This is a genomic window from Methanocellales archaeon (genome assembly GCA_028715985.1).
GTDB lineage: Archaea > Halobacteriota > UBA148 > UBA148 > UBA148 > UBA148.
In genome coordinates, this window is the sequence record JAQUQR010000006.1 from 44980 (window position 1) to 67248 (window position 22269).

Sequence of the window (22269 nt, forward strand, 5' to 3'; positions counted from 1 at the left end):
ATTAATTGATTGAAGGATTAATATTTATTCAGATACAGAGCTAATTATGCTGATGGTAATAAAATGAAAGCACCAGAACGAATCACGGTAGCAATGGATGAAGACGTCTTCAAGCTGTTCAAAACAATGAGGGACGAATTGGGCGTATCCCAGAGTGAACTCATGCGGGATGCATTGAGATTTTATAGCAAGCATAGGGCACTCTTTGAATCCATTGAAGATCAGAAGGTTTATGCTCATGCTGAGATGCTTGGGCTTGGCGAGCACGTCATCATGGATATCGATCACTGGCTGCTCTTTCTGAAGTTCATCGAAACGCATCCTGATCAGGAGAAGTTCTGGGAGTTGAATAAGGCGATATGCGAGGCGCACGCAGATCAATTCAAGCACAAATATTTCCATGTTGAGGAGATTCTGAGACGTCTGGAGGCCTGCAATTTTTTCACCGTGACACAGACCTCCAAGAACGAGTTCACTCTGGTATTGAGTTCGGAGGTGCTGAAGAAGTTCGTCAAGATGCTTCTTCAAGGGATTTTGAGCGGGATGGGCTTCAGTGTGGAAATAAGGGAGGACTTGGCGAAGTTGCGGTTAAAGGTTTTGAATGGGGATAGCGGAAAGAGCAGGGTAAATGAGTAAAGCGATGGCTATGGGAAACCAAGGAGTGGTTTCTGGACAAGAAAAAGACAGGGTAGTGGTTTTAGATTTCGGGGGACAGTACAGCCACCTGATCGTTAGGCGATGTAGGGAGCTTGGCGTCTATACCGAGCTTTTACCGTATGATGTACCGATCGAAGAGCTTAGGCGAGGAATAGAGCGAGCGGAGGGTAAAATCAGAGGCATTATCCTTTCAGGAAGTCCATTTTGTGTACACGAGCCTTCTAGCCCACGCTGTGCTTCTGAAATCGTGGCTTTAGATGTGCCAATCCTCGGCATCTGCTACGGTGCACAGCTCCTTGCGGATATGCTGGGTGGTGTCGTGACGACAGGAGGGATGGGCGAGTTTGGGAAGACAGAGCTATCCTTTTCCTCTACTGATCTTTTCGAGGGAGTCAGTGAAACAGGAAAGACCACCGTGTGGATGTCTCACAGTGATGTGATCGAGAGATTTGACGGTGCGGATGTGATAGGCACCGCTGCCAATTCACCTGTTGCCGCATTTCGGGTCAGAGATAACATCTATGGCCTTCAATTCCATCCAGAGGTGCATCATACCGAGATGGGCGACCATATCCTTTGGAATTTCTTGTATAAAATCTGCAAATGTGAGCGCAATTGGGAAATAGCCTCTTTCATTGAGGACGCAATAGCCAAGATAAGGAAAGAGGTTGGTGCCGAGGGAAAGGTGATCTGTGGGCTCAGTGGCGGTATTGATTCATCTACCACAGCATTGCTTGTAAACAAGGCCATCGGTAACCGGCTGACATGCATATTCGTTGATACCGGCCTGCTCCGCGAGGGTGAGAGGGAGAGGGTTATCAAGATATTCGAGAAGAGCTTCCAGATTAAACTGGTGGTTGTTGACGCGAGGAAACGGTTTTTAGCGGCATTAAAAGGCGTAAGAGATGCCGAAGCGAAGCGGAGGTTGATAGGAGAATTGTTCATAAAGGTCTTCGAGAAGGAGGCGAAAAGGATCGGTAGAGTTGATTTCCTCGCGCAAGGCACGATATATCCAGATAGGATAGAGAGCGCCAAGGCAACTTCTGAGAGGTCATCACGTATAAAATCACATCACAATGTGGGTGCATTACCTGAGAGATTGGGTTTCAAGTTGATCGAGCCTATCAAGGATTTGTACAAGGATGAGGTTCGGGAGGTTGCAAAAGGTCTCGGGATTCCAAACAAGATAATCAAACAACATCCGTTTCCCGGGCCTGGACTTGCTGCCCGGATACTGGGCGAAGTTACAGAAGAGAAATTGCGCATTTGTCGTGAGTCTTCCCACATTGTCGAGGAGGAGTTGATAATTAGCGGCTGGTATGACCGAGTCTGGCAAGCGTTTGCTGTTGTTGGTGATGATGTGGCTACCGGAGTCCTGGGCGATGCCCGACAAGTGGGCAGAATCGTGACCATACGCGTGGTGGAATCGAAGGATGCGATGACCGCGGATTTCGTGAAGCTTCCCTATGAGGTGTTGGAGCGCATGAGCAACCGAATAACCAATGAAGTAAAGGGCGTGACCTGGGTGGCATACGCGATCTCGTCGAAGCCGCCGGCGACCATAGAGCCGTGTTGAAAGAAGTAATCAAGCTGAAGACTCTCAGACAGAGGCCAAAGTTCGGTCATCTTGAAGCCGTCTTGGAGTTCATTCATCTCATTGCCCTCCGATTGATAGGGTATCGAAATAGCAGAAAGATTGAGGGGGGACGAAATCCGAAGAAAGACTTCTTGGATCTATTGGGTCTTCGATTGTTTCCAGATCATCTATTTTGATGGCGTATCCCTTTTCACTGCCGTTGAAATAGTTGAAAAAGTCCTCTTTGTTTATTCCAGATTTCTTTTGGCATCTTTCCCAGATTCGTTCTGGATGGCCCTCGATGATATCGCCGACAATAAATACCCCGACAATTCTTTTAACTGGGGAGGAGGAATAGATATAGACCCTTTCCACGTTCCTATCCTTGAATATGACCTTTCGGAATTCATATTCCTTTTCACCGCTTAAAATGGCGTTAGCATACTTTGGTTTAATGGATAGTAAAACGTTCATCTATACCACTTCTCCTGATTATTTCGTGATACTTGTCTTCATCAATCCCACAAATGGATTGAGGTGGACCAAATAAGGCTCCAATCTCTTTCAGGTCGTGAAATGGAATCGGATTGGGTAGGTGGCTTATGTGATAGAAAAGCAAAACCGTTGTTGGTTTCTTGGTCAATTCTTCGATTTCAATCCTTGAATATACCGTTCTTTTCCCAACGATCTTAATTATCTTATCTGGATCGGTTAACCTCCTGTGGATCGATTCCAATACTCCAAGCGATGTTATTTCGGATTTGTCTTTTGACCTGTAGAAGAGAAGGATGTCTCCCTTGTGTGTCTTCGTTATTTTAGAATTTGTGAGATATGCTTTCTTTATCGTATTGCCTTCGATAATGAATTCTCCGCTGTGCTCAGTAATTTTTGTTTGACGTCCTGTATAATCAGTGAACAATCGGGTGTGATAATTTGGTTGAATTGGAATGATAAATTTTTTTACATTAACGCCATCATAGAAACTTGGATAATATTCTTTTACTATCCCGAGGGGTGGTTTATCTTTGATATTCGTAACATCAGCGATTAATTCTTTGAGGAAAATATCCTCTCCTCGTCGATTTACTGACACTTTTTTAAAACCATATTCGGTTATTAAATGGACTAATCGGTCATCTGGCTCTGTAAAGTGAGTTAAATACATCTCGAAGATGTTGTTCTTGACAGAATAATCAATGGAGAGCTTGATGAATAATTCGCCAATCTTTTGTCCGACAGTTGTAACGATAAAAAGTGAGATTTTCAATCTCTTTTTTGTAGGTAGTGGAGGAGTTCCATCTATAGGCTCGTCTTCGATTTTATATATAAGCAGTGCGCCAATTCTATTGTCTTGTCTATAATGTACCCAACACCTACGACCCTCTCGCGATATCTTTTCAAACCATTTGGGGAATTCCTGGTAGTCCTTTTTCAATGTATCAAAGATCGGATCAGTCAAATCTAAATTATAGACATAATCTTCTTTCAAGGCTGGAGGAGATATAGGCTTGGACATTTTCACATCATTTTGAAATATTTGAAGTGCATCATCAATTAAGAGAATACGATCGCTAATTCCTATGTCTATTGCCTTTCTATGAATTCCCTTATCTTCTGTAATAAGGAAATCGACGGCGTTTTTATACACTGCAAATAGGATACTATTATCAATTCTATCATGATTACTGATTTGTTTCACTTTTTGAAGATAGATACTGTCAGTAATTGGGTCTGGTGGGGAATCCAATTGAGAGTATGAGCCTACTTTCGAAAGTATTATCGCTTTCCTTTTTTCATCGTTATCTTTGTGTAATTCATGGGCCGATAGGGGATGGATTAATATTTCCGTCCTTATCTTCCCCAATATCTGCAGTAGGGTTTGGAGATTTTTAGGGATGATCTTATCATCTTCTCGATAAATGAAAATGTTTGTATCTAATAAGATCCTCATATCCCTAGTCCCACCCCATTAAAATCCTTTCAATTTTTTGGCTCACCCATTTACAACCGAACCGAAATCCCATTCTCCTCCAAATACTGCTTGACTTCACCGATCGTATATTCTTTATAATGGAAAATGGAGGCTGCGAGCGCAGCAGACACATCAGTGCTTTCAAAAACCTCTTTCATGTGCTTGGGCTCCCCGCATCCACCCGATGCTATCACGGGAATGTTCACGCGGTCGCAAACTGCTTTGGTTAACTCTATGTCGAATCCGTCTTTTGTCCCGTCGCGGTCCATGCTCGTGAGCAGTATTTCACCTGCACCCCTTTCCTCTACCTCTTGCGCCCATTTCAGCGCATCAACGCCAGTGAACTTCTTGCCGCCGTAGAAGGAGCATTCAAACCAGCATTCTCCATCTTCAGTGTCAATGATTTCTCTCTCTTCATCTGCTGCTTCATCCGGAAGATAGCGCCTTTTAGCATCTATTGCCACAACGCAGGCCTGACTCCCGAACATTCCTGCAATCTCGTTTACCAGCCTTGGATTCTTGATTGCTGCTGTGTTCACCGAGATTTTATCCGCGCCCGCATTGAAAATTCGTTTTGCATCTTCCACGCTGCGAATCCCACCGCCCACTGTGAGCGGTATGAAAACATTACTCGCCGTTCTCTCGATCACATTCGCCATTGTCTCACGTCGTTCATTCGATGCCGTGATATCGAGGAAAACGAGCTCATCCGCCCCCTGCCCCCCATATTCCGCCGCTAGCTTCCATGGAATACCCGCATACGTAATCTGTTGAAACTCGATACCTTTAACCACTCTGCCCTCAGGAACGCCCAAGTCGCAGTCCAAGCATGGAATGATACGCTTTGTTAACATTTTATCTTCCTCCACAAATCTCTGCAAAGTTCTCTAAGATGTGCAAACCTCTTTTTGAAGATTTCTCAGGATGAAATTGTACGCCGTAGATGTTATTTTTTTGCACAATAGCTGCTAAATATGAGCCATATTCCACTGATGCTACAATATGCTCTTCCTCCTGAGGTACGCAATAATACGAATGCACGAAGTAAAAATAATCCCCCCCGATAACCCCGTCGAGCAGTTTGGACTGCTTTAGGATATGCAGATTGTTCCAGCCCATGTGTGGCACTCTCACAGTCTTTGGTAACCGAACCACTTTGCCGGGTATCAGCCCCAATCCCTTCTCTTCACCTTCTTCACTCTCGTCAAAAAATAATTGCATTCCTATACATATACCCAGAACAGGCACGCCAGATTCTACAATCTCAATTAATATAGGGGAAAACGGTTTGAAATTTCGTGCACAATCGTCAAATGCGCCAACACCAGGCACGATAATTCCATCTGCTCCTTCCAGCTTTCCTGTATTATCGGACGAAACGATCATAGGCTTATCGTACACGCGTTTCAACCCATTGTAAATGCTGAACAGATTCCCTATCCCATAATCAATTATTGCGATCATTTCTGTTTTCCTTATCTTTCTCCAAAACTGAATGATGTTTTCATTAAAGTAATTGGACTCTTTGCTATAACACAGTTTATTTTCGATCTATTAAAGCAAGCTATCACTCACTTCACCAATGATCCCTTCACCAATGATTCCTGAATCCATTTTAAGACTACTGGGAAAGTTAAGGAATCTAAATTTTAAGCCAAAACTCTTCGCAAATTTTTCGGATCGATTGGTCTGAATTGGTTAACATTTGTTGATTTTTGTCGCGAGTTCATCAAAGAACCACTTTTCCGTGTCCAACGGTCCTGGGCTCGCTTCCGGGTGGTATTGCACACATTTGACACCAAGATAGGGATTCTCGAACCCTTCTACCGTGTGATCGTTTGCATTTATCTGCGTTAGCTCTGCTTCCCCTTCCAACGAGTCTTTATCAACTGCAAACCCATGATTCTGGGAGGTTATGTACACCCGTCCGCTTTTGAGGTCTTTCACCGGCTGGTTAGCACCCCGATGCCCGAATTTCAGTTTGTATGTATCGCAGCCAAGGGCAAGTGCGATTATCTGCAACCCGAGACAAATACCGAAAATTGGAATTTCCCCCACCATTTCCTTGACTATTTTTATCGCATTGCTCCCCTGCTTGGGGTCACCGGGTCCATTGGATAGTAGCAACGCATCAGGCTCTACCGCTCTTATCTCTGATTCTGTTGCGTTAGATGGGAACACGAAGATGCTCCAATTTCGCTTTTCCAAGTTATTCAATATGTTTCTCTTAATACCCAGATCGAGTACTGCAATTCGTTTTGATCCCTCTTTCCCCTTGATATTGTAAGCTTGTTTACAAGTAACTTGTCCAATCAGGTCGAGTTCTGAGATATCTGGCTGGGTTTTCGCGAGTTCTAAGGCTCTGCTTCCATCTACGTCGTCCCCATTGCATAAACATGCTTTCATTGTGCCATATTCTCGTATCTTTCGCGTCAGCATCCTCGTATCGACTTCGCTGATTCCTGGCACCCCCTCCTCTCTCAGGAACGCATCTAAGCTCTGCCTGCTCTTGTAGTGCGAGTGCAAGTCGCATTTTTCCCGTATCACAAACCCCTCTGCTTTTATTCCGTTGGATTGGAATTTGGCTCCGCTTACTCCGTAATTCCCAACTAGAGGATAGGTGAACATCAAGATTTGTCCCTTATATGAAGGGTCAGTTAGCGCTTCTTCGTAGCCAGTAAATGGAGTTGCAAAGACCAGTTCGCCTATTGCTGTCCCCTCAGCTCCGAATCCCTCGCCTTCCGCTAACGACCCGTCCTCCAGAGCAAGAATTGATTTCATTTCAACCTGCAAAATACTCGTTTATGGATTTTACTTCAATCTCCCCTTGGCTCTCGTTCATTTTTGCAATTGCCGATGCAGCAGCTTTCGCAGCCTGAACCGTTGTTAGATACGGAACACCAAGGTCGATACAACCCCTTCGTATTTGATAGCTGTCCTTGGAAGATTGTTTACCCGTCAGTGTATTTATCACTAGGTTCACTGCTTGCGCATGCATCATCTCTAGGACGTTCGGCGAGCCTTCCTGAATCTTCTTCAATTTTCTCGCCTCAATCCCCCTCTGCCTGAGATAATCCACCGTGCCCTCGGTGCCAACGATGGAGATCCCAACTTTCTGCAATGTTCGCGCCACTTCCACAATCTTCTCTTTATCCTCATCACACACCGAAATGAACACCGTGCTGTTGCTATCTATTGGCAGTGGGTTATCAGCTGCTAGCTCAGCTTTGTAAAAGGCCTTATCAAATCTCCCGTTGATGCCCATCACCTCCCCTGTGCTCTTCATCTCTGGTCCGAGGATGGTGTCAACTCCCTTTAGCTTGGAGAAGGGCAAAACAACTTCCTTTACTGCTACATGTTTCACTTCTCTTTCCATGAAACTCAAATCTCTTAACCGATGCCCCAACATCACCTTAGCGGCGATCTTTGCGAGAGGTATCCCCTTTGCTTTAGCGACATAGGGTATCGTCCTGCTGGATCGCGGATTCGCTTCTAAGATATAAATCACATCCCCTTTAATCGCCATCTGGATGTTCAATAACCCTTTTATTTTCAGAGAGAGGGCTACTCTCCTTACATAGTCCTTTATTCTCTCAATCACCTCCTTGGGTAGGGATTGGGGTGGAATGACACAGCTGGAATCGCCGGAATGAACCCCCGCCTCCTCAATATGCTCCATAATAGCACCGACCAGGGTATCCTCGCCATCAGAGACCGCATCGATGTCGACTTCGATAGCTTTTTCCAAGAATTTGTCGATGAGTACTGGTTTCTCCTTAGATACACGAACCGCTTCTTGCGTGTATCTTATCAAATCGTGAATGTCGTACACGATCTGCATCGCTCTGCCACCTAACACGTATGAGGGGCGAACGAGCACAGGGAAGCCTATGCGCGATGCGACCTCCTTCGCTTTCTCTAGGGAGGTTGCATAGCCACTTTCTGCTTGTGGGATGTTCAACTGCAGGAGTAATTTACTGAATCGTTCCCGATCTTCGGCTGCATCGATACGTTCCGGATCAGTTCCCAAGATGACCGTTTTTGATCCTGTACGTTCCAGTTCCTTCTTTAGTGGAACTGCCAAGTTAACCGATGTTTGCCCACCGAATTGCACCATCACGCCCTCATAGTGCTCTTTCTCGATCACGTTCATCACGTCTTCGAGTGTCAAGGGCTCAAAGAAGAGCTTGTCTGAGGTGTCATAGTCGGTGGATACCGTTTCTGGATTGTTGTTGATAATGTGAGCCTCAACCCCCTCCTCTTTCAACGCTTTTACGGCATGCACAGTACAGTAATCAAACTCAATCCCCTGCCCTATCCTGATAGGTCCAGCTCCGATTATTAGCACCTTTTTTCTGGCAGACGACTTTAATTCACACTCATCCTCGTAGGTCGAATAGAAGTAAGGCGTCTTTGCTTCGAATTCTGCCGCACATGTATCAACTATTTTGTACGTAGGGAAGATATCCTTCTCTTTTCTGAGATCGGCTATCTCTTCTCTGCTTTTGCCTGTTAGCTGTGCAATCCGTTCATCAGAGAAGCCCAATCTTTTTGCCTCTCGCAAATTGCCCTCGAGGTCTTTTTGTAACTTCGTCTCAAAGCGCACTATTTTATCGATCTTCCTAATGAAGAAAGGGTCGATACAGCTTAGATCCGCTATTTCAGTTAAGCTGAACCCCCTCTTCAATGCTTCATAGATGGCAAATATGCGCTCATCAGTTGGCGTTTTTAGGAGGGACTTCAACTCGTCATCGGACCAGTTGTCGAAGCTTTTGTCAATGTCCAGTGACCGTAGCGCTTTTTGCAATGCCTCTTCAAATGTCCGTCCGATCGCCATCACCTCACCGGTGCTCTTCATTGAGGTTGTCAGGGTTCTATCAGCGCTGGGGAACTTATCAAATGGCCATCGAGGTATCTTGATCACTACGTAGTCTATGGCTGGCTCGAAGGAAGCAGGCGTCTCCTTCGTTACATCATTTCTTATCTCATCGAGCTGTAGTCCGATTGCTATCTTTGCTGCCACTCTGGCGATGGGATATCCCGTTGCCTTTGATGCGAGTGCAGAGGACCTCGAAACACGGGGATTGACCTCTATCACTCTGTAAGAGCCCTCTTTCAATGCGAATTGTATGTTGCAGCCGCCTTCGAGTTTTAACTCGCGTATGATCTTTATGGCAGCGGATCGCAACATTTGGTGCTCCTCATCGGTCAATGTCTGGGATGGTGTGACAACGATTGACTCCCCGGTATGTATGCCGGTTGGATCCACGTTCTCCATATTACAAATCGTAATGCAGGTATCCTTCGCATCGCGCATCACTTCGTATTCGATCTCCTTCCAGCCCAGCACGCTCTCTTCGAGTAGAACCTGACGAATCCTCGATACATGGAGCCCGTAGGAAACGATCTCTCTTAACTCCTCTGTCGTCCTTGCTATACCGCCTCCAGTGCCCCCAAGGGTGTACGATGGCCTGACAATGAGTGGTAACCCGAGTTCGGTGGCTACGGCTTCAGCCTCCTCGATAGAGGTAACGGTGAATCCGCGCGGAACAGGCTCTTCTATGCGTTCCATTGTTTGCTTGAATCGCTCGCGGTCTTCTGCATTGTAAATTGCTTCCAAGGGTGTGCCCAGCACTTGTACGTTATATTTGGATAGAATGCCTGCTTCTGCCAGCTCTGCTGTTATGTTTAACCCTGTTTGACCACCGAAACCCGCTAAAATGCCATCGGGCAGCTCTTTTTCGATAATCTTCGCCACGACATCGGTTATCAATGGCTCGATGTATATCACATCAGCCATCTCGAAATCAGTCATGATGGTTGCAGGATTAGAATTGACTAGGACTACTCGAACGCCTTCCTCTCTTAACGCTCTGCAGGCTTGAGAGCCAGAGAAATCAAATTCGGCAGCTTGGCCTATTTGGATTGGGCCTGATCCGATTAGCAGCACTTTCTTGATACTCTCTGATTTAGGCATTAGCTCTCCCTTTATTTTGGCTTCCAGTCGGGAATTGTCATGTCATATATAAAAGTTTAAAGGAAAAGAAAAAACTCACAAAGCCCCGTCTCCTCTTTCACCTGTTCTCACTCGTATCACCTCCTCCAGAGATGACACAAATATCTTGCCATCACCGAATTTGCCTGTTTTTGCTGCACTCGATATCACGTTGATTAATGGTTCAACTAAATCGTCCCTCACCACTGTTTCAATTTTGACTTTTGGTAGCGTATCGACCTCCATGCTCCTTCCCCTGAACTGTAATGTGATTCCTTTTTGCTCTCCTCTTCCCTTTACCTCGGTTATTGTCATGGCCACCTGTCCGCACTCTTCCAAAGCCTTTGTAACATGTTTGAGTTTTTCAGGTCGGACTATTGCTTCGATCTTCTTCATGCTTTCTTCCACCACATCTTAACTATTATACGCCCCCTCTCCATGCTGTGAGAGATCTAAACCTACGTATTCTTCCTCTTCTGTAACCCGTAACCCAATCGTTATGTCTACGATTTTAGCGAGTAAAAACGTCAGAACGAAAGCGTAGATAATTGCCGCTCCAGCACCAATTATCTGGACAGTGAATTGGCCTATATTCCCGTCAAGTAAACCCGAACATCCACATATCAATTCAGTTGCAAATATTCCCGTAGCTAGTGCACCCCATAGCCCGCCAACTCCATGTATCGCCCATGCATCAAGGCTTTCATCAAGCCCTATCTTTATTCTGAAAAGCATTGCCTTGTAGCAGATGACCCCTGCGACCAGTCCGATCGCTATGGCGGACATTGGTGTAACAAATCCTGCTGCCGGTGTAATCGCAACGAGTCCAGCAATAGCGCCACTCACCATGCCCAATGAGCTTGGCTTTCCTTGCATCCAGTTTGCAGCCATCCCGCCAAGTGCTCCTGCAGCAGCAGAAGTGTTTGTGACTACCAATGCATTGGCTGCGAGTCCATTTGCAGCTAAGGCACTACCTCCGTTAAAGCCGAACCAACCGAACCAGAGCAAGGCTGCACCTAGGAGTGTTAGGGGTATGCTATGGGGTTCCATTGCCCCCTCTCCAAACCCGCGTCTTTTGCCGATGACAAGTGCTAAGGCCAAAGCAGAGAAACCCGAGCTTATGTGTACGACCGTACCTCCAGCAAAATCCAATGCACCAATTTGAGCAAGCCATCCACCCCCCCAGACCCAATGAGCAAGCGGGTCGTAAACGAGCGTTGTCCAGAGTAAACCAAAGATCATGAATGCACTCATCCTCACTCGTTCAGCCATTGTACTGGTTAGGATTGCCAGCGTTACTGCAGCAAAAGCGAGTTGGAATGCCATGAACGCTAAGTGTGGAATCGTCAAATTTCCGCAGTCCATGCCTACATTCATCAATCCAAGAAATCCAAGGCCGCCTATAACTCCTGCTATGTCAGAGCCGAAGGATAGGCTGTAGCCTACGAGAACCCACTGAATACTGATTAGCGCAAGAGCCGCAAAAGAAAGGGAAAGCATTGACACCACATTTTTCTTGCGAACCATCCCACCATAGAACAACCCAACACCGGGTGTCATCAAAACGACTAAGGCTGTCGAGACGAGTATCCACGCCGTATCTCCACTGTCCAGCATTTTTTACGGGTCACCTCTGTTTCATTTTTATCATATTCCTTACAATTTGATTATGAAGAGCTCTTAAAATGCTATTTGAGAAATCAACCTAACAATTAAGAAAAAATATGATATTTACTGCATCATTCTATTTGTACTTCTTATGTTAACTCTGTCTATACATTAGGACATGGTCTTTTTGGGTTTCATCGATAATGGGAGAAGCCTTCAATCTTGTAATACGATGATAAAGCTTATTAGCAAGAACTAAATGAATAGTTTAAATGGAGGTGCTTATGTCATACGATTGGGGGCCACACTATATTGTTCCTTCAAGGGGTTTGAAAATCTATTCTGGAAATGTTTTACTGCGAGAATATTTTGATGAGGACTTGCTACAAAAGGAGTTAAAATCTTTGGATATCCCTGGACCAGTCGTGAAGGTAACCAATCCCTGGTACTATCGCAAGAAGAACACGAATACTTGGATTAAGATTGGTGAGTCAGACGATAAGGAACAGAATTTCCCCACCAACTGGGATACAACCGATTTAGAAAACGGTCAATATGAGGTAATGGGACTAATGCACGTCTTTGCCAGAAAGGGTATTGATGATATAGTAGCAATTGCCGGTCAGAATATAGTGGAAGTTACTGTTGAAAATTTTAAATAACTGTGATTCTAATGTAGTCCATCGTTTCTGGGTGGATTAGCATATGCCAGTTGTGGTTGGTCAGGCTTTTGTAACGATGTGATGTGTCCTGTCCAGTTGGCTTTGAACGCCCAAAAGGGATCAGCCTGGTTCCGTTTATGCAATGCTGGGCAGCAATGCTGAGAGCATGATGGGTGAACAGGTCGAATCCTCAGGTCATTTCAACGTTTTAAAAGTGGAAACGACGCTGAAGGTGCATTTTGTGCACCCTAGAGTTATTTCAAGTTCTACAACTAAAAATTTACAGAAAATAAATTCCGTCCAAAATGTAAGAACAAATACATGGTTCTTCAAGACAGAAATGGAGTGCTGTGGTGGGTGTGTGCCGATGCTGGATACTGTGGCAATTGTATGGAAGTAACCGAAGAAGAAATTTTGAGAAATGGTTATACGTGAACTAACAAACATCAATTTAAAGCCGCTAATGAAAGTAATACCATTCGAAAAAGTAATTTCATTTTAAATAAACAATCAACATCAAATAATGCCACTGCTTCTATGGTGTGGTGTTGGGATGGATTAGTTATCTAAGAGAAGCGTTATAGGGGTTGTACTGTAGACTTTCTAGTTTGTCATTTAAACGAGATTATATGTCCCTAGGACAATATCTTTCCACCACTGCATTTTAAACAGAACCGTCGAAACTCTCCTTAGCCAGGTTTGTGAAAAAGTCTAATAAAATAAGGATTGAAACCCCATTCGCAATGGAAACAACAAGGCATATCTTTAAGAAGTTGCAAAAAGTCTAATAAAACGAGGATTGAAATCAAATTCAGGAAACTCCAAAAGAGTTTAAACAAAAAGCTAAAATCAGACCATAGTGGGATTGAAATAACTGGGAGGATAACTATGTCAATAAAGGCCTTCTTGGCTAAAATCAGACCATAGTGGGATTGAAATGAAGCTGAAAGGATATTAAATAAAAGATAGAACAAAGCTAAAATCAGACCATAGTGGGATTGAAATGCCGTTGCCGATGTCAAGGTCAATCGGGTACGCCTTGCTGTCGGCCAGGACTCTCAGAGAGCCAATGGCCTTGACCGCCTCAATAGTGTCGAAGTGAGCGGAGAGGTTAAACTCCGTCGGTGTCAGCTTCTCGTAGTCGGGGAAAGTCCCTGGAACGGCTGCCCACTTATAGCGGATTAGCTCCGTATCAATGGTCAGTGCTGGTATGTGGGTGGTATTGTCAAAGCTATTAAGTTCAAGCCTGGGTTGACAAGGTGGCAACAAGGCGGTAGAATTTTGCAACCAATACAATGGCATAAAAATCAATGGTTAGGCATTTTGTAAAAAATGTAAACTCTGGCAAGGAGGCTAAAATGAGGATATTTGATTGGCTATTCAAAAAGAGAAGTAGTGAAGAGCAGAAACTGGCGAAACTGAAAGCCCGCTCCCACAAGGAGGGTATATCGTCGAAAGAGAGGGATACCATATTCCAGCAGTTGGCGGACCTGTACTTGAACGGCAAACGGACACTCATTTGCGCGGAGGCCTTGCAGGAGCTGGTTTTGCAATTGGAGCGTCTGATACAGTTGCCCGAAGTTAGCGGTGTCTCCGCTACCGTGATGAACGCCCTTGTCAAAGCACTTGCAGACACGACTCCAAACAATAAAATCGGATCAAGCCTGGCTGATTGGCTGGCCGAGGAACTGGGATTCGCCGCTCGCCATGGCAAACGTCCGTTCCTTGATACGCTTGCCTTTTCGAAAGGATCTGATGCACTTATAGCCACGCTGTCGGAGCGTCTGCGCGATCGCTCCAGCCGAAAGCGTTCCTACGTTATGATCTTTCTGTGTGAGCTTCGCGACGAACGCTGTCGGTCCATATTGACAGAGCTGGCGCAGGATGAGGATGATCTGGTTGCTGGCAACGCCAAACTGGGCCTCTCTAAACTTCCATCATAGAGGGATCAAGACTCATTATCCCTCTCAAGGCTCATTCAAAGCCAGCATAATAAGGGGCAGAGATTTATCTTTCAGTTAAGGCGATATTTTGCCTAACCACTCGTTCCAAGCGACACCAAGGGGCGCTCTTCCCTGAGCCTTGGCTTGCTTCCAATTGCAAAAAAAGCCTAATAAAACAAGGATTGAAACTAATAAAAGGATGATACCCCTTTATCGATTTACCCAACAACCTCTCCTAAAATCATCCCTTCAACTCTTATTGGCTGGAGTTTGCTGGCGAGTGTCTTTGCATCATCGAGCTTTCTCTTGTTCTCAGCGTAGATTGTGAGTAAAGCCTCCCCTTTTTCGGCCCCTTCACCCTTTTTGAATCCTAACACGATCCCTGCCCCTTTATCTTTTGGAGAGCCTGCTGACCTTGCAATCTTGACGATCGCTCTGTTGTTTATTGCCTCAATATAGCCATCCTTTGGCGAGGGCAATTCATAAGTGTACTTTCCAGGCATGATATCCTCGGCCTTTATATCTGGATCTCCACCCTGGGCCTCGATAATCTCCTTGAACTTCTTCAAAGCCTTCCCTGACTCCAAAGTTTTCTTCGCAAGCTCTAGTCCTCTATCTGGGCGTGCCATTCCTCCAAGCTCAAGAAGTATCCCTGCGAGACTCAATGCCTTCTCAATGAGACTGTTCGGCTCTTTCGCTCCTTCAAGGACTGACAGAACCTCCCGAATTTCCAAGGCTGGGCCGACTGCCCTTCCGACAGGTTGCCCTCCATAGGTGATAGCACACCTTGTTTTCACACCTATACGTTCCCCGAGTATTATGAAATCTCTAGCTAGTGACTTTGCCTCCTCGCTTGTTGTGATCTTTGCCCCCTCTCCCATGGGGATATCTATGACACAGTACTCTGCCCCAACGGCCTTTTTCTTTGCCATAACAGATGCTAAAACCTGCCCATGGGGATCAAGGGATAGTGGGTATTCGACCCTAATTATGGCATCATCTACCGGTGCAAGGTTCATTCCACCCCCCCACACCAACGCTCCACCAACTTTTTGTGCAATCCTTTTAATTGATTGCCCACCATGCTCCACATTACACACCACTTCCATAATGTCAGCGGTGCCGGCAGCAGAACTTATTGCCCTCGATGATGTTTTCGGGATTGTGAGCCCATTAGCAGCGACAATTGAAACCGTGATTGGCGCATACTTGTTTCCAGGTACGCCTCCTATGCTATGAACATCGAGAATCGGAGAGCTTTCCCATTCCAGTGTTTCGCCTGTTCTGACCATGGCCGTTGTAAGCCAGGTAATCTCATCCATGCTCATTCCATTTATCTGAACTGCTGTAGTGTAGGCGGCAAGCTCAATATCTGAAAGTTTGCCCAACGCAATATCCTCAACGATTGTATTGATCTCCTCTTGGCTCCAAGCATTGCCGTAGATCTTTTTCCTGACAAAGTCTATGGAGGCCGGGCGAGATGTGGGAACGATATGAACTTTTTCCCCCTCCTTCAAATCCCTCCACAATTCGATAAAAGCTCCCGCCTCTCCTTTGCTAACCAATGTATCAGTAATGTTAACCACTGCTGACTGGCTTTCCCCTTTACCATGGACTACCTTTACCCTATCTTGAGTACGCAATCCTAACTCCTCTGCATCCTCTTTGTTTAATAGCACCTCATGCGCTCCCTTGAGAATGTCTATCCTTTTCACCTTGTAAGGGGCTTTATTTTCCATAAAGCTCACTCCACTCAATTGTTCTTCCCCACTTCTCAAGTGCCCTCATAAGCTCTGGATGCTCTAATGCATACTTCTCCAATGGAATATTTTTCCTTGCTGCATCAACCGCTTGGCGCATTGCCTTAGCACCTGCGATCGTCCCATCTGGATGACCATGGATGCCTCCACCAGCCTGTAAAACTACATCGTTTCCAAAAGCGTTAATCTCATAGGGCACTAAGCCTGGGTGAAGGCCACCCGATGCAACGGGAAAGACATTCTTGAAACCATGCCAGTCGCTCTTTAGGAAGTCATTGATCTCCTTTACGCCTTCAATGTCCCTCTCCATTTTGCCTGTGGCTGTTCCTGTATGCAGCTGGTCCCCACCGCACAGCCTAACAAGAACCGCCAAGGGGAGCATCGCTATGCCGTGTTTTTTATTCCTCGTAATTGCACCATGCATCGTTCTGTGCACATGTATCGGGAGGTTTACAGACTTATCCTCTCTCAAGGTCTTGAGTGCAGAGAAACCAGCGGTCAGAACATCAATCATAAGCATGTTCGCTCCGTGTTCCATTGCTAGGTCTGCACGCTCAAGTATCTCTTCTGCTCCAACGGTAATGTTCACTGCGTAAAGAACCGTCCTATCACTTTCCTCCTTTATCTTGTCGAGCCTTTCCATGACATTCTCCAATCTTTCCACCATGGGGCAGAATGCCTGATCGGTCAGGGTCTCATCATCCTTTATTAGGTCACATCCCCCTATGCCGGCATTATAAGCGACTTCTGCAGTTTCTTTAGGGCTGAGACCTACCTTGGGCTTGATGATGGTTCCTACGTGCGCTCTCCCCTCACTCACCGTTCCAACCTTTTTCCGTACCCCCTCTATACCAAAGCGGGGGCCTTTAAATTCCCTTACAAAGCTTTTTGGAAGCTTGATGTCGAGGAGTCTGACATTTTTGAGTGCCCCCAAACCAAAGAGGTTGCCAGCAACGGTGGCAAGGAACTGGGGTATGTTATAGACCTCGAACAAATCAATTGGAAATTCGATCTTCACCTTCGAGCCGTCAATCTCAAGGACCCTCGCACCTAATCGTTCATCTACCTCTTTTTCCTTGGTTGAGATGTCTGTCCATGTGCCAGTTGACTGCTCTGCTGCAATAGCCCTTGCAGCTTTCTCTATTGGCAGAGAGCTCTCGACATAATAGGTGCATTCTACAAACTCCATTCGCTCATCTCCCTAAATTCTTTCTCAATTAAATCATAAGCGGCATGAGGTGCAATTACCCCCTTCTCGGTGATTATGGCATCTATGTACTCTGCTGGTGTGGCGTCAAATACAGGGTTGCGGAACTTCACCTTGGAAAATTTTTTTGGGTTTACAATCTCACTCACATCTCTTTCCTCAATTTGAACGAGTTCACCTCTCAAACTCTCAGGGGAGAATTTGTATATCTCTGCACAGACGTAGAACGGAATCCTTGCCTCATGAGCAGCCAGTGCGATCTGCGATGTTCCGATCTTGTTAATCACCGCGCCATTAGAGCAGACGGTGTCTGCACCTACGAACACAGACTTTATATCTTCATCTTCGATGATATACCTCACGGCAGAGTCTACGATCAGGGTGACATCAACACCATTCTTTGCTAGCTCCTTTGCCGTCAAATAGCCTTGATTCCAGGGTCTAGTCTCTGTGGCGAATGTCCTGATCTTTTTTCCATCTTTGTGTGCTTGTAGGATCGCCGCAAGAGAGGCGGAACTATTACAGTGTGTCAGTAGGGTATCAGAATCTTCAATCCTTTTCGAGCCATAAATTCCGATTGTCTCAACGGCCTTCAATGAATTTTTAATGAACTTATCCGCTTCACTCTTTACGCTTTCTTTAAATTCGTTCACAGTCTTCCCGCTCGATCCTTGGAGGGTCAAGCGTAGGGCATTTCTCAGCGATATCGCGGTTGGTCTCGTATTCAGCAGTGCTCTTGCCCCTTCTGTTAATAGTTTTTTGAGCTCTTCTAAATCATCTTCATCGTAACTTTCAGCAAGCTCTTTTATTGTTTCGGCAGCAAACCTCGCGATCTTTCCCGCCCCTCTAATGCGCATTGTGTGAATTTTCTTTGCGTTCTCGTTAAACTCATCCGGAAGGACTATTTTCTTCATTCACTCTTATGTAAGAACAAGGGCATTTAACCTTTTTTGCCAGTTATTTTTTTTGTTGAAGTAATTTTTCTTTATTCTAATTTTATATGTGACCAGCTTATTATTCAAATTCGCGGCATTAATAACAATCTCTGGATTTGTGGCAAGGTGGATTGATGGACGGACGAAGGTAATAAGCCGTTAGTCGAAGTCGAACTATTCTAAAATCAGTCTTCTTCAATTAGTAACTCTTTTCCTTCTCTTACGAGGTAAAACACGATTATCAAGCCCACAATTGGGTCAGCATACCAAAAATTAAAGAAATATCTGCCTGCTAAACCCAAAAGTAATGCGACAGATAATGTAGAGCAAACAAAAGTCTCCTTTGAATCGGCAATCAAAGATTTCAAATTTAGCTGTATGCCAATCTTCCTTTTCTTTAATCCGAGAATGGGCATTATAACTATTGACATAAGTGCAATTATGATTCCTGCTAGTGAAGGATCAGGAATTTCTTTTGTTACTATCTTTTTAATTGACTCAAATAGAACATAAGCAGCCAATACCAAAAAAGTTATACCAACAAACCTTGTTGCTCTTTTTTCAATTTTTTCCTCCTCTTCTGGCGTAAGCTTATTATGTTTTTGCAGTCTCCAGATCAGGACAAAACCCGAAAGCGATTCAACGATACTGTCCAATCCGAAACCAACTAAAGCAATACTGTTTGCAAGACTTCCAAAAGTAATTGAAGCGATCGCCTCTATAATGTTGTATATGACTGTAAAGTACTCCAAATGCAACGCTTTATTATACTGACTATCCATGGATAGTGACTCCAAAGGTGGAATTTTGTCTGACTACTTATATCTAATCCCTCTAAAAAGATTCTTACTGTTTTATTACTACCCTATCATTGACTTCATCAAGGGATTGTGTTATGGTACCCTTTTTGAACCTCTTTGTTCATCCTTCTCTGGTTTAGCTACAATCAATATCTCAAAAATCTATGTATGTCGGCTCGTCGGAGAGATTTATTAAGAAAGGTGCCTGAATTTACTTCAGATATCTGAGTTTCTTGCCAATCTCGAGCAACGCCCAAGCCCATATCAAACATTCAAAACTTTTTATGAGATCCCCCTTCTCAAGAAAGTACTCCGAGTCTTTGCGATATGCTAGGATATCTTCTAGGAGGCTTTTACCTTCCTCATCACAGGGTTTGGTTGTTGGGAGTATCTCATCAAGCTTGCAGGTCCATTTTTCGATCTCCTCAGAGAGCTCGCTTTCAAGCATAAATTCCATATTCTATCACTCACTCAGTTAGTTTAAGGTTTATGGGTGAGTATATTTTCCTTTGTTGCGTGGTGTTATACGGCTGATAAGGTGTACCTGTTTTGTCGGTGATTGCCCTTCTCAGATGAGTCACTTCCATTTTTGATCAGCCTATTTTCTAAGTAAATTTCATAGCATCCTAGAGCTGGGGTCAAATAAAGGATGAGCATACTACCTAAAAAACATAAAAAGAATCATTGATATAACTCATCCTTCAGATTATTTGCCTGTTCAACCAATCTATTCCAACATTCCTCTTTATCTGCTCCAGATGCCAGGATCGAACAGATGGGCTGTCCTTTATCGATCCTTTCACCCGGATGCGGAATATCCTTAAACTTGCCAATCCACTTGCTGGTATCTGGCAAGATGATATCCTTCTCAGCATAGAGGATGGCATTCCCCCAAGTTTTTGTAGCCTCTCCTTCAAAATGTGGCAATTCACCGCAGAAGGACCTCACATGTAAATCAAAGAGGTTTATATCATAAGCATTCTCGATGATGCCCATTGATGCCTGGAATCTAGGGTTCACCTCTAAGACATAGATCTTGCCATCCCTCAATATGAAATCAATGCCATTGCTGCCTTTCAGCCCAAACCTTTTTGTGATCTGACTGCATATTTCGTTGATCTTCTGCACCTCCTTTAAAGGCGTAATATTACCGCAGTACCAGAATTTTTTGGCACCGAACTCCTCTTTGCCCACCAACTGCTCGTTAACAGCTAGGACTTCACTATTGGCACCGTCGGAAATGAAAGAGGCAGAGCAATATTTTCCTTTTAGATACTTCTGTAAAAAAAATGACTTTTTGATTTTGGAGCTTTTTTTGTATGTCTTTATTTGGGTGCCACCACTGCCTTTGAGTGGCTTTAACAGGTAACTTCCGTGAACATTTTTAACATCAAAGATAGTCTCAGGATAATCAATCCCCTCCCTTGACAGAAAATCAAAAAAAGTGATCCAGTCTCTCACCCCTGAAACGGTTTTTGAGCTGTTTCCGATAACAATGCACTCTCTCTCAAATTCCTTGATTATCTGGGGGTGGTTTTCAAAGGGCGAGGAATAAACGATAGCATCAAAGTCCAAGTCCTGTGATGCCAGAAAAAGATCATTCGGATCGAAAATTTCCCGATGAAAAAGTGAATGATTCTCGCATATCCTCTTTTGGTCAAGGTCTCCAAAATAGTCGAGAGTGATGAAATTATAGTTGCTCTTAATAGCGGACTCTGCCATCTGCCTTGTGGACAGCCCTATTAGCAGTAACTTCTTTCCAAAAAACTTATTTTTAGATGGGTCAGTCACAGATCACTATTTGTCTTGATGGGCATTTATTAGTTCCTATTGGGTAACGGTCAGACCCTTGTTTTGCTTGTTTAGTGATTTCTACTTATGGGCAACTACTTTGACAATATATTAAGAGGCTTGAAATTAATAGACGATTAAGAGAGCACGGGAGAGATAAATTAAAATGAAAAAGATGGTTGCTGTTATCTTTTTGTTGACTTTGATCACATGTGTTTTTGCAGGATGTGTCGAAGAGGGGGCAGTTAAGCCAACTCCGATTCAGTCCCCGAGAGTTGAAACTGCTCCTACGCCTACTCCAACACTAGCCCCTACTTCCGTATCAACACTGCCACCCACTCCAGCATCAATACCTGCACCAACACCATCCCCCACCCCTAAGCCAACATTAGAGGCAACACCATTACCCCTTCCAGCTCCAGGACCTACGAGAGTTGTGAGGTTTGGATCAGTCGAGCCCATTACCTGTGCGAGTGATGAGAAAGTTGATATCACGCTATCCTTTACCAACGAAGCGTCAGAACCTCGCATAATGAGTCCATTTCCTCCGAAAATCAACATTGAGCGGCCCAATGTAGCCTCCCCCGATGACATAATTTGCTCGTTCCAGGCTGGTGCCAAGAAGATCCAATTGGAACCTGGGGAGACGATAACTTATGATTTTGTCTGGGACCAGCGGGATGATGACGGGCAGCAGGTGGACTTCGGGTGGTATGGAGTTGAAGTGACTGTCGTCAGCAGAAAACTCTCAGAAACAGTGGAGGGGTCAGTACGTGGCTGGGCCACCAGGGTGCTCATCCTGCCACCACAGGGCGTGATGGAGAAGACAATCGAGATAAATCAATCCCAAACGGTAGCTGGAATCACTTTTGTTTTGAATCGGGTGGAAATGACCGCTACGGGAATGACAGTCTATGCATTCAATACGCCACCAGATTATGGTCTGCCTCAAGGTCCGATGCTGCCCCCGCCTCAACTCATGATCCATGCAGAGGCCGAGTACAGCTTGGATGGCATCCCCGTGAAGAAGACGGGTCCTTCTGGAATTCGTTTTCTCGAAAATGGAATGCAGCATACTTGGGATTACCTTGACCCGGTGCCCAGCGATGCTAAAGAGCTTGTCTTCACCATAACCAAGCTCGGTGACTGGGAGGGTCCCTGGGAGTTCAAGGTGCCACTGGAGTAATCCAAGCTATGGAAATGTGGCAAGATGAGCTTTGCGACGGCAATTCCTCACATAGTCCTCTTAAGTTTGGATTCCGAGCCAAGGATTATAGGGTTATCTGGGAGTTCAATGAGAGGATGGGCGAATGGACTGTGGTATTGGAGGAGACTGAGCTAATCGTTGATTAACCATTGTTTT

Annotated in this window: 22 protein-coding genes; 7 read left to right on the forward strand and 15 right to left on the reverse strand. The window is 44.9% G+C overall.

The features are described 5' to 3' along the window. Positions 1-63 precede the first annotated feature (63 nt). Positions 64-636: a ribbon-helix-helix protein, CopG family gene (locus PHI74_06175; GenBank protein MDD5485593.1), complete on the forward strand. Its 573-nt coding sequence runs from the start codon at positions 64-66 to the stop codon at positions 634-636. Next, positions 629-2233, forward strand: a complete 1605-nt coding sequence (gene guaA / locus PHI74_06180; protein MDD5485594.1) for a glutamine-hydrolyzing GMP synthase — start codon at positions 629-631, stop codon at positions 2231-2233. Before PHI74_06175 ends, guaA begins: the two co-directional genes overlap by 8 nt. Before the next feature lie 78 nt (positions 2234-2311). On the opposite strand, the gene PHI74_06185 is transcribed toward guaA, so the two are convergent. The 8 genes from PHI74_06185 to PHI74_06220 form a co-directional block, all read right to left on the reverse strand. Further along, positions 2312-2707, reverse strand: a complete 396-nt coding sequence (locus PHI74_06185; GenBank protein ID MDD5485595.1) for a hypothetical protein — start codon at positions 2705-2707, stop codon at positions 2312-2314. Continuing rightward, entirely contained in the window at positions 2685-4184 is a 1500-nt protein-coding gene (locus PHI74_06190; protein ID MDD5485596.1) for a PIN domain-containing protein, read from the reverse strand. The genes PHI74_06185 and PHI74_06190 overlap by 23 nt, the downstream gene beginning before the upstream one ends. 50 nt (positions 4185-4234) lie before the next feature. Continuing rightward, on the reverse strand, positions 4235-5059 hold the full coding sequence (gene hisF, locus PHI74_06195; protein ID MDD5485597.1) for an imidazole glycerol phosphate synthase subunit HisF: 825 nt from the start codon (positions 5057-5059) through the stop codon (positions 4235-4237). A gap of 1 nt (position 5060) precedes the next feature. After that, positions 5061-5669: an imidazole glycerol phosphate synthase subunit HisH gene (gene hisH / locus PHI74_06200; protein MDD5485598.1), complete on the reverse strand. Its 609-nt coding sequence runs from the start codon at positions 5667-5669 to the stop codon at positions 5061-5063. Between the two features lie 234 nt (positions 5670-5903). Continuing rightward, entirely contained in the window at positions 5904-6986 is a 1083-nt protein-coding gene (carA, locus tag PHI74_06205) for a glutamine-hydrolyzing carbamoyl-phosphate synthase small subunit (GenBank protein ID MDD5485599.1), read from the reverse strand. Position 6987: 1 nt separating this feature from the next. Beyond that, complete coding sequence (gene carB / locus PHI74_06210; GenBank protein MDD5485600.1) at positions 6988-10182, reverse strand: carbamoyl-phosphate synthase large subunit; 3195 nt, start codon at positions 10180-10182, stop codon at positions 6988-6990. Between the two features lie 75 nt (positions 10183-10257). Further along, entirely contained in the window at positions 10258-10596 is a 339-nt protein-coding gene (locus PHI74_06215) for a P-II family nitrogen regulator (GenBank protein MDD5485601.1), read from the reverse strand. Positions 10597-10614: 18 nt separating this feature from the next. Continuing rightward, on the reverse strand, positions 10615-11817 hold the full coding sequence (locus tag PHI74_06220; GenBank protein ID MDD5485602.1) for an ammonium transporter: 1203 nt from the start codon (positions 11815-11817) through the stop codon (positions 10615-10617). A gap of 263 nt (positions 11818-12080) precedes the next feature. On the opposite strand from PHI74_06220, the gene PHI74_06225 reads away from it, so the two are divergent. Together PHI74_06225 and PHI74_06230 are read left to right on the forward strand one after the other, a co-directional pair. Next, positions 12081-12470 (forward strand): hypothetical protein, encoded by a 390-nt coding sequence (locus tag PHI74_06225; protein ID MDD5485603.1) that lies wholly within the window; start codon positions 12081-12083, stop codon positions 12468-12470. Between the two features lie 142 nt (positions 12471-12612). Next, entirely contained in the window at positions 12613-12870 is a 258-nt protein-coding gene (locus PHI74_06230) for a hypothetical protein (protein ID MDD5485604.1), read from the forward strand. A gap of 554 nt (positions 12871-13424) precedes the next feature. On the opposite strand, the gene PHI74_06235 is transcribed toward PHI74_06230, so the two are convergent. Further along, positions 13425-13757, reverse strand: coding sequence for a hypothetical protein (locus PHI74_06235; protein ID MDD5485605.1), 333 nt, complete (start codon positions 13755-13757; stop codon positions 13425-13427). Between the two features lie 71 nt (positions 13758-13828). Between PHI74_06235 and PHI74_06240 the strand changes: the two genes are divergently transcribed. Next, entirely contained in the window at positions 13829-14413 is a 585-nt protein-coding gene (locus PHI74_06240; protein MDD5485606.1) for a hypothetical protein, read from the forward strand. Between the two features lie 218 nt (positions 14414-14631). Here the strand turns inward: PHI74_06240 and PHI74_06245 are convergent, their stop codons facing one another. From PHI74_06245 to PHI74_06270, 6 genes are all read right to left on the reverse strand, one after another. Next, the gene (locus PHI74_06245; GenBank protein MDD5485607.1) at positions 14632-16152 is read right to left on the reverse strand and encodes an AMP phosphorylase; all 1521 of its coding nucleotides are present in this window, start codon (positions 16150-16152) and stop codon (positions 14632-14634) included. Then, positions 16142-17362 (reverse strand): RuBisCO large subunit C-terminal-like domain-containing protein, encoded by a 1221-nt coding sequence (locus PHI74_06250; protein ID MDD5485608.1) that lies wholly within the window; start codon positions 17360-17362, stop codon positions 16142-16144. The genes PHI74_06245 and PHI74_06250 overlap by 11 nt, the downstream gene beginning before the upstream one ends. Further along, entirely contained in the window at positions 17350-18294 is a 945-nt protein-coding gene (locus PHI74_06255; protein MDD5485609.1) for a ribose 1,5-bisphosphate isomerase, read from the reverse strand. Before PHI74_06255 ends, PHI74_06250 begins: the two co-directional genes overlap by 13 nt. 206 nt (positions 18295-18500) lie before the next feature. Next, positions 18501-19097, reverse strand: coding sequence for a cation transporter (locus tag PHI74_06260; protein ID MDD5485610.1), 597 nt, complete (start codon positions 19095-19097; stop codon positions 18501-18503). Positions 19098-19326: 229 nt separating this feature from the next. Next, entirely contained in the window at positions 19327-19572 is a 246-nt protein-coding gene (locus PHI74_06265) for a DUF357 domain-containing protein (GenBank protein ID MDD5485611.1), read from the reverse strand. Positions 19573-19796: 224 nt separating this feature from the next. Further along, positions 19797-20906, reverse strand: coding sequence for an ATP-grasp domain-containing protein (locus PHI74_06270; GenBank protein MDD5485612.1), 1110 nt, complete (start codon positions 20904-20906; stop codon positions 19797-19799). A gap of 166 nt (positions 20907-21072) precedes the next feature. Here PHI74_06270 and PHI74_06275 point away from each other — a divergent pair, with 166 nt between their 5' ends. After that, positions 21073-22092, forward strand: a complete 1020-nt coding sequence (locus PHI74_06275; GenBank protein MDD5485613.1) for a hypothetical protein — start codon at positions 21073-21075, stop codon at positions 22090-22092. An 8-nt stretch (positions 22093-22100) separates the two neighbouring features. Continuing rightward, positions 22101-22259, forward strand: a complete 159-nt coding sequence (locus PHI74_06280) for a hypothetical protein (GenBank protein MDD5485614.1) — start codon at positions 22101-22103, stop codon at positions 22257-22259. Positions 22260-22269: the final 10 nt, after the last annotated feature.

Coding starts and splice junctions, on each gene's coding strand:
- PHI74_06175 (MDD5485593.1), top strand. CDS start 64: ATGAAAGCACCAGAACGAATCACGGTAGCAATGGATGAAGACGTCTTC.
- guaA (MDD5485594.1), top strand. CDS start 629: ATGAGTAAAGCGATGGCTATGGGAAACCAAGGAGTGGTTTCTGGACAA.
- PHI74_06185 (MDD5485595.1), bottom strand. CDS start 2,707: ATGAACGTTTTACTATCCATTAAACCAAAGTATGCTAACGCCATTTTA.
- PHI74_06190 (MDD5485596.1), bottom strand. CDS start 4,184: ATGAGGATCTTATTAGATACAAACATTTTCATTTATCGAGAAGATGAT.
- hisF (MDD5485597.1), bottom strand. CDS start 5,059: ATGTTAACAAAGCGTATCATTCCATGCTTGGACTGCGACTTGGGCGTT.
- hisH (MDD5485598.1), bottom strand. CDS start 5,669: ATGATCGCAATAATTGATTATGGGATAGGGAATCTGTTCAGCATTTAC.
- carA (MDD5485599.1), bottom strand. CDS start 6,986: ATGAAATCAATTCTTGCTCTGGAGGACGGGTCGTTAGCGGAAGGCGAG.
- carB (MDD5485600.1), bottom strand. CDS start 10,182: ATGCCTAAATCAGAGAGTATCAAGAAAGTGCTGCTAATCGGATCAGGC.
- PHI74_06215 (MDD5485601.1), bottom strand. CDS start 10,596: ATGAAGAAGATCGAAGCAATAGTCCGACCTGAAAAACTCAAACATGTT.
- PHI74_06220 (MDD5485602.1), bottom strand. CDS start 11,817: ATGCTGGACAGTGGAGATACGGCGTGGATACTCGTCTCGACAGCCTTA.
- PHI74_06225 (MDD5485603.1), top strand. CDS start 12,081: ATGGAGGTGCTTATGTCATACGATTGGGGGCCACACTATATTGTTCCT.
- PHI74_06230 (MDD5485604.1), top strand. CDS start 12,613: ATGCTGGGCAGCAATGCTGAGAGCATGATGGGTGAACAGGTCGAATCC.
- PHI74_06240 (MDD5485606.1), top strand. CDS start 13,829: ATGAGGATATTTGATTGGCTATTCAAAAAGAGAAGTAGTGAAGAGCAG.
- PHI74_06245 (MDD5485607.1), bottom strand. CDS start 16,152: ATGGAAAATAAAGCCCCTTACAAGGTGAAAAGGATAGACATTCTCAAG.
- PHI74_06250 (MDD5485608.1), bottom strand. CDS start 17,362: ATGGAGTTTGTAGAATGCACCTATTATGTCGAGAGCTCTCTGCCAATA.
- PHI74_06255 (MDD5485609.1), bottom strand. CDS start 18,294: ATGAAGAAAATAGTCCTTCCGGATGAGTTTAACGAGAACGCAAAGAAA.
- PHI74_06260 (MDD5485610.1), bottom strand. CDS start 19,097: ATGGATAGTCAGTATAATAAAGCGTTGCATTTGGAGTACTTTACAGTC.
- PHI74_06265 (MDD5485611.1), bottom strand. CDS start 19,572: ATGGAATTTATGCTTGAAAGCGAGCTCTCTGAGGAGATCGAAAAATGG.
- PHI74_06275 (MDD5485613.1), top strand. CDS start 21,073: ATGAAAAAGATGGTTGCTGTTATCTTTTTGTTGACTTTGATCACATGT.
- PHI74_06280 (MDD5485614.1), top strand. CDS start 22,101: ATGGAAATGTGGCAAGATGAGCTTTGCGACGGCAATTCCTCACATAGT.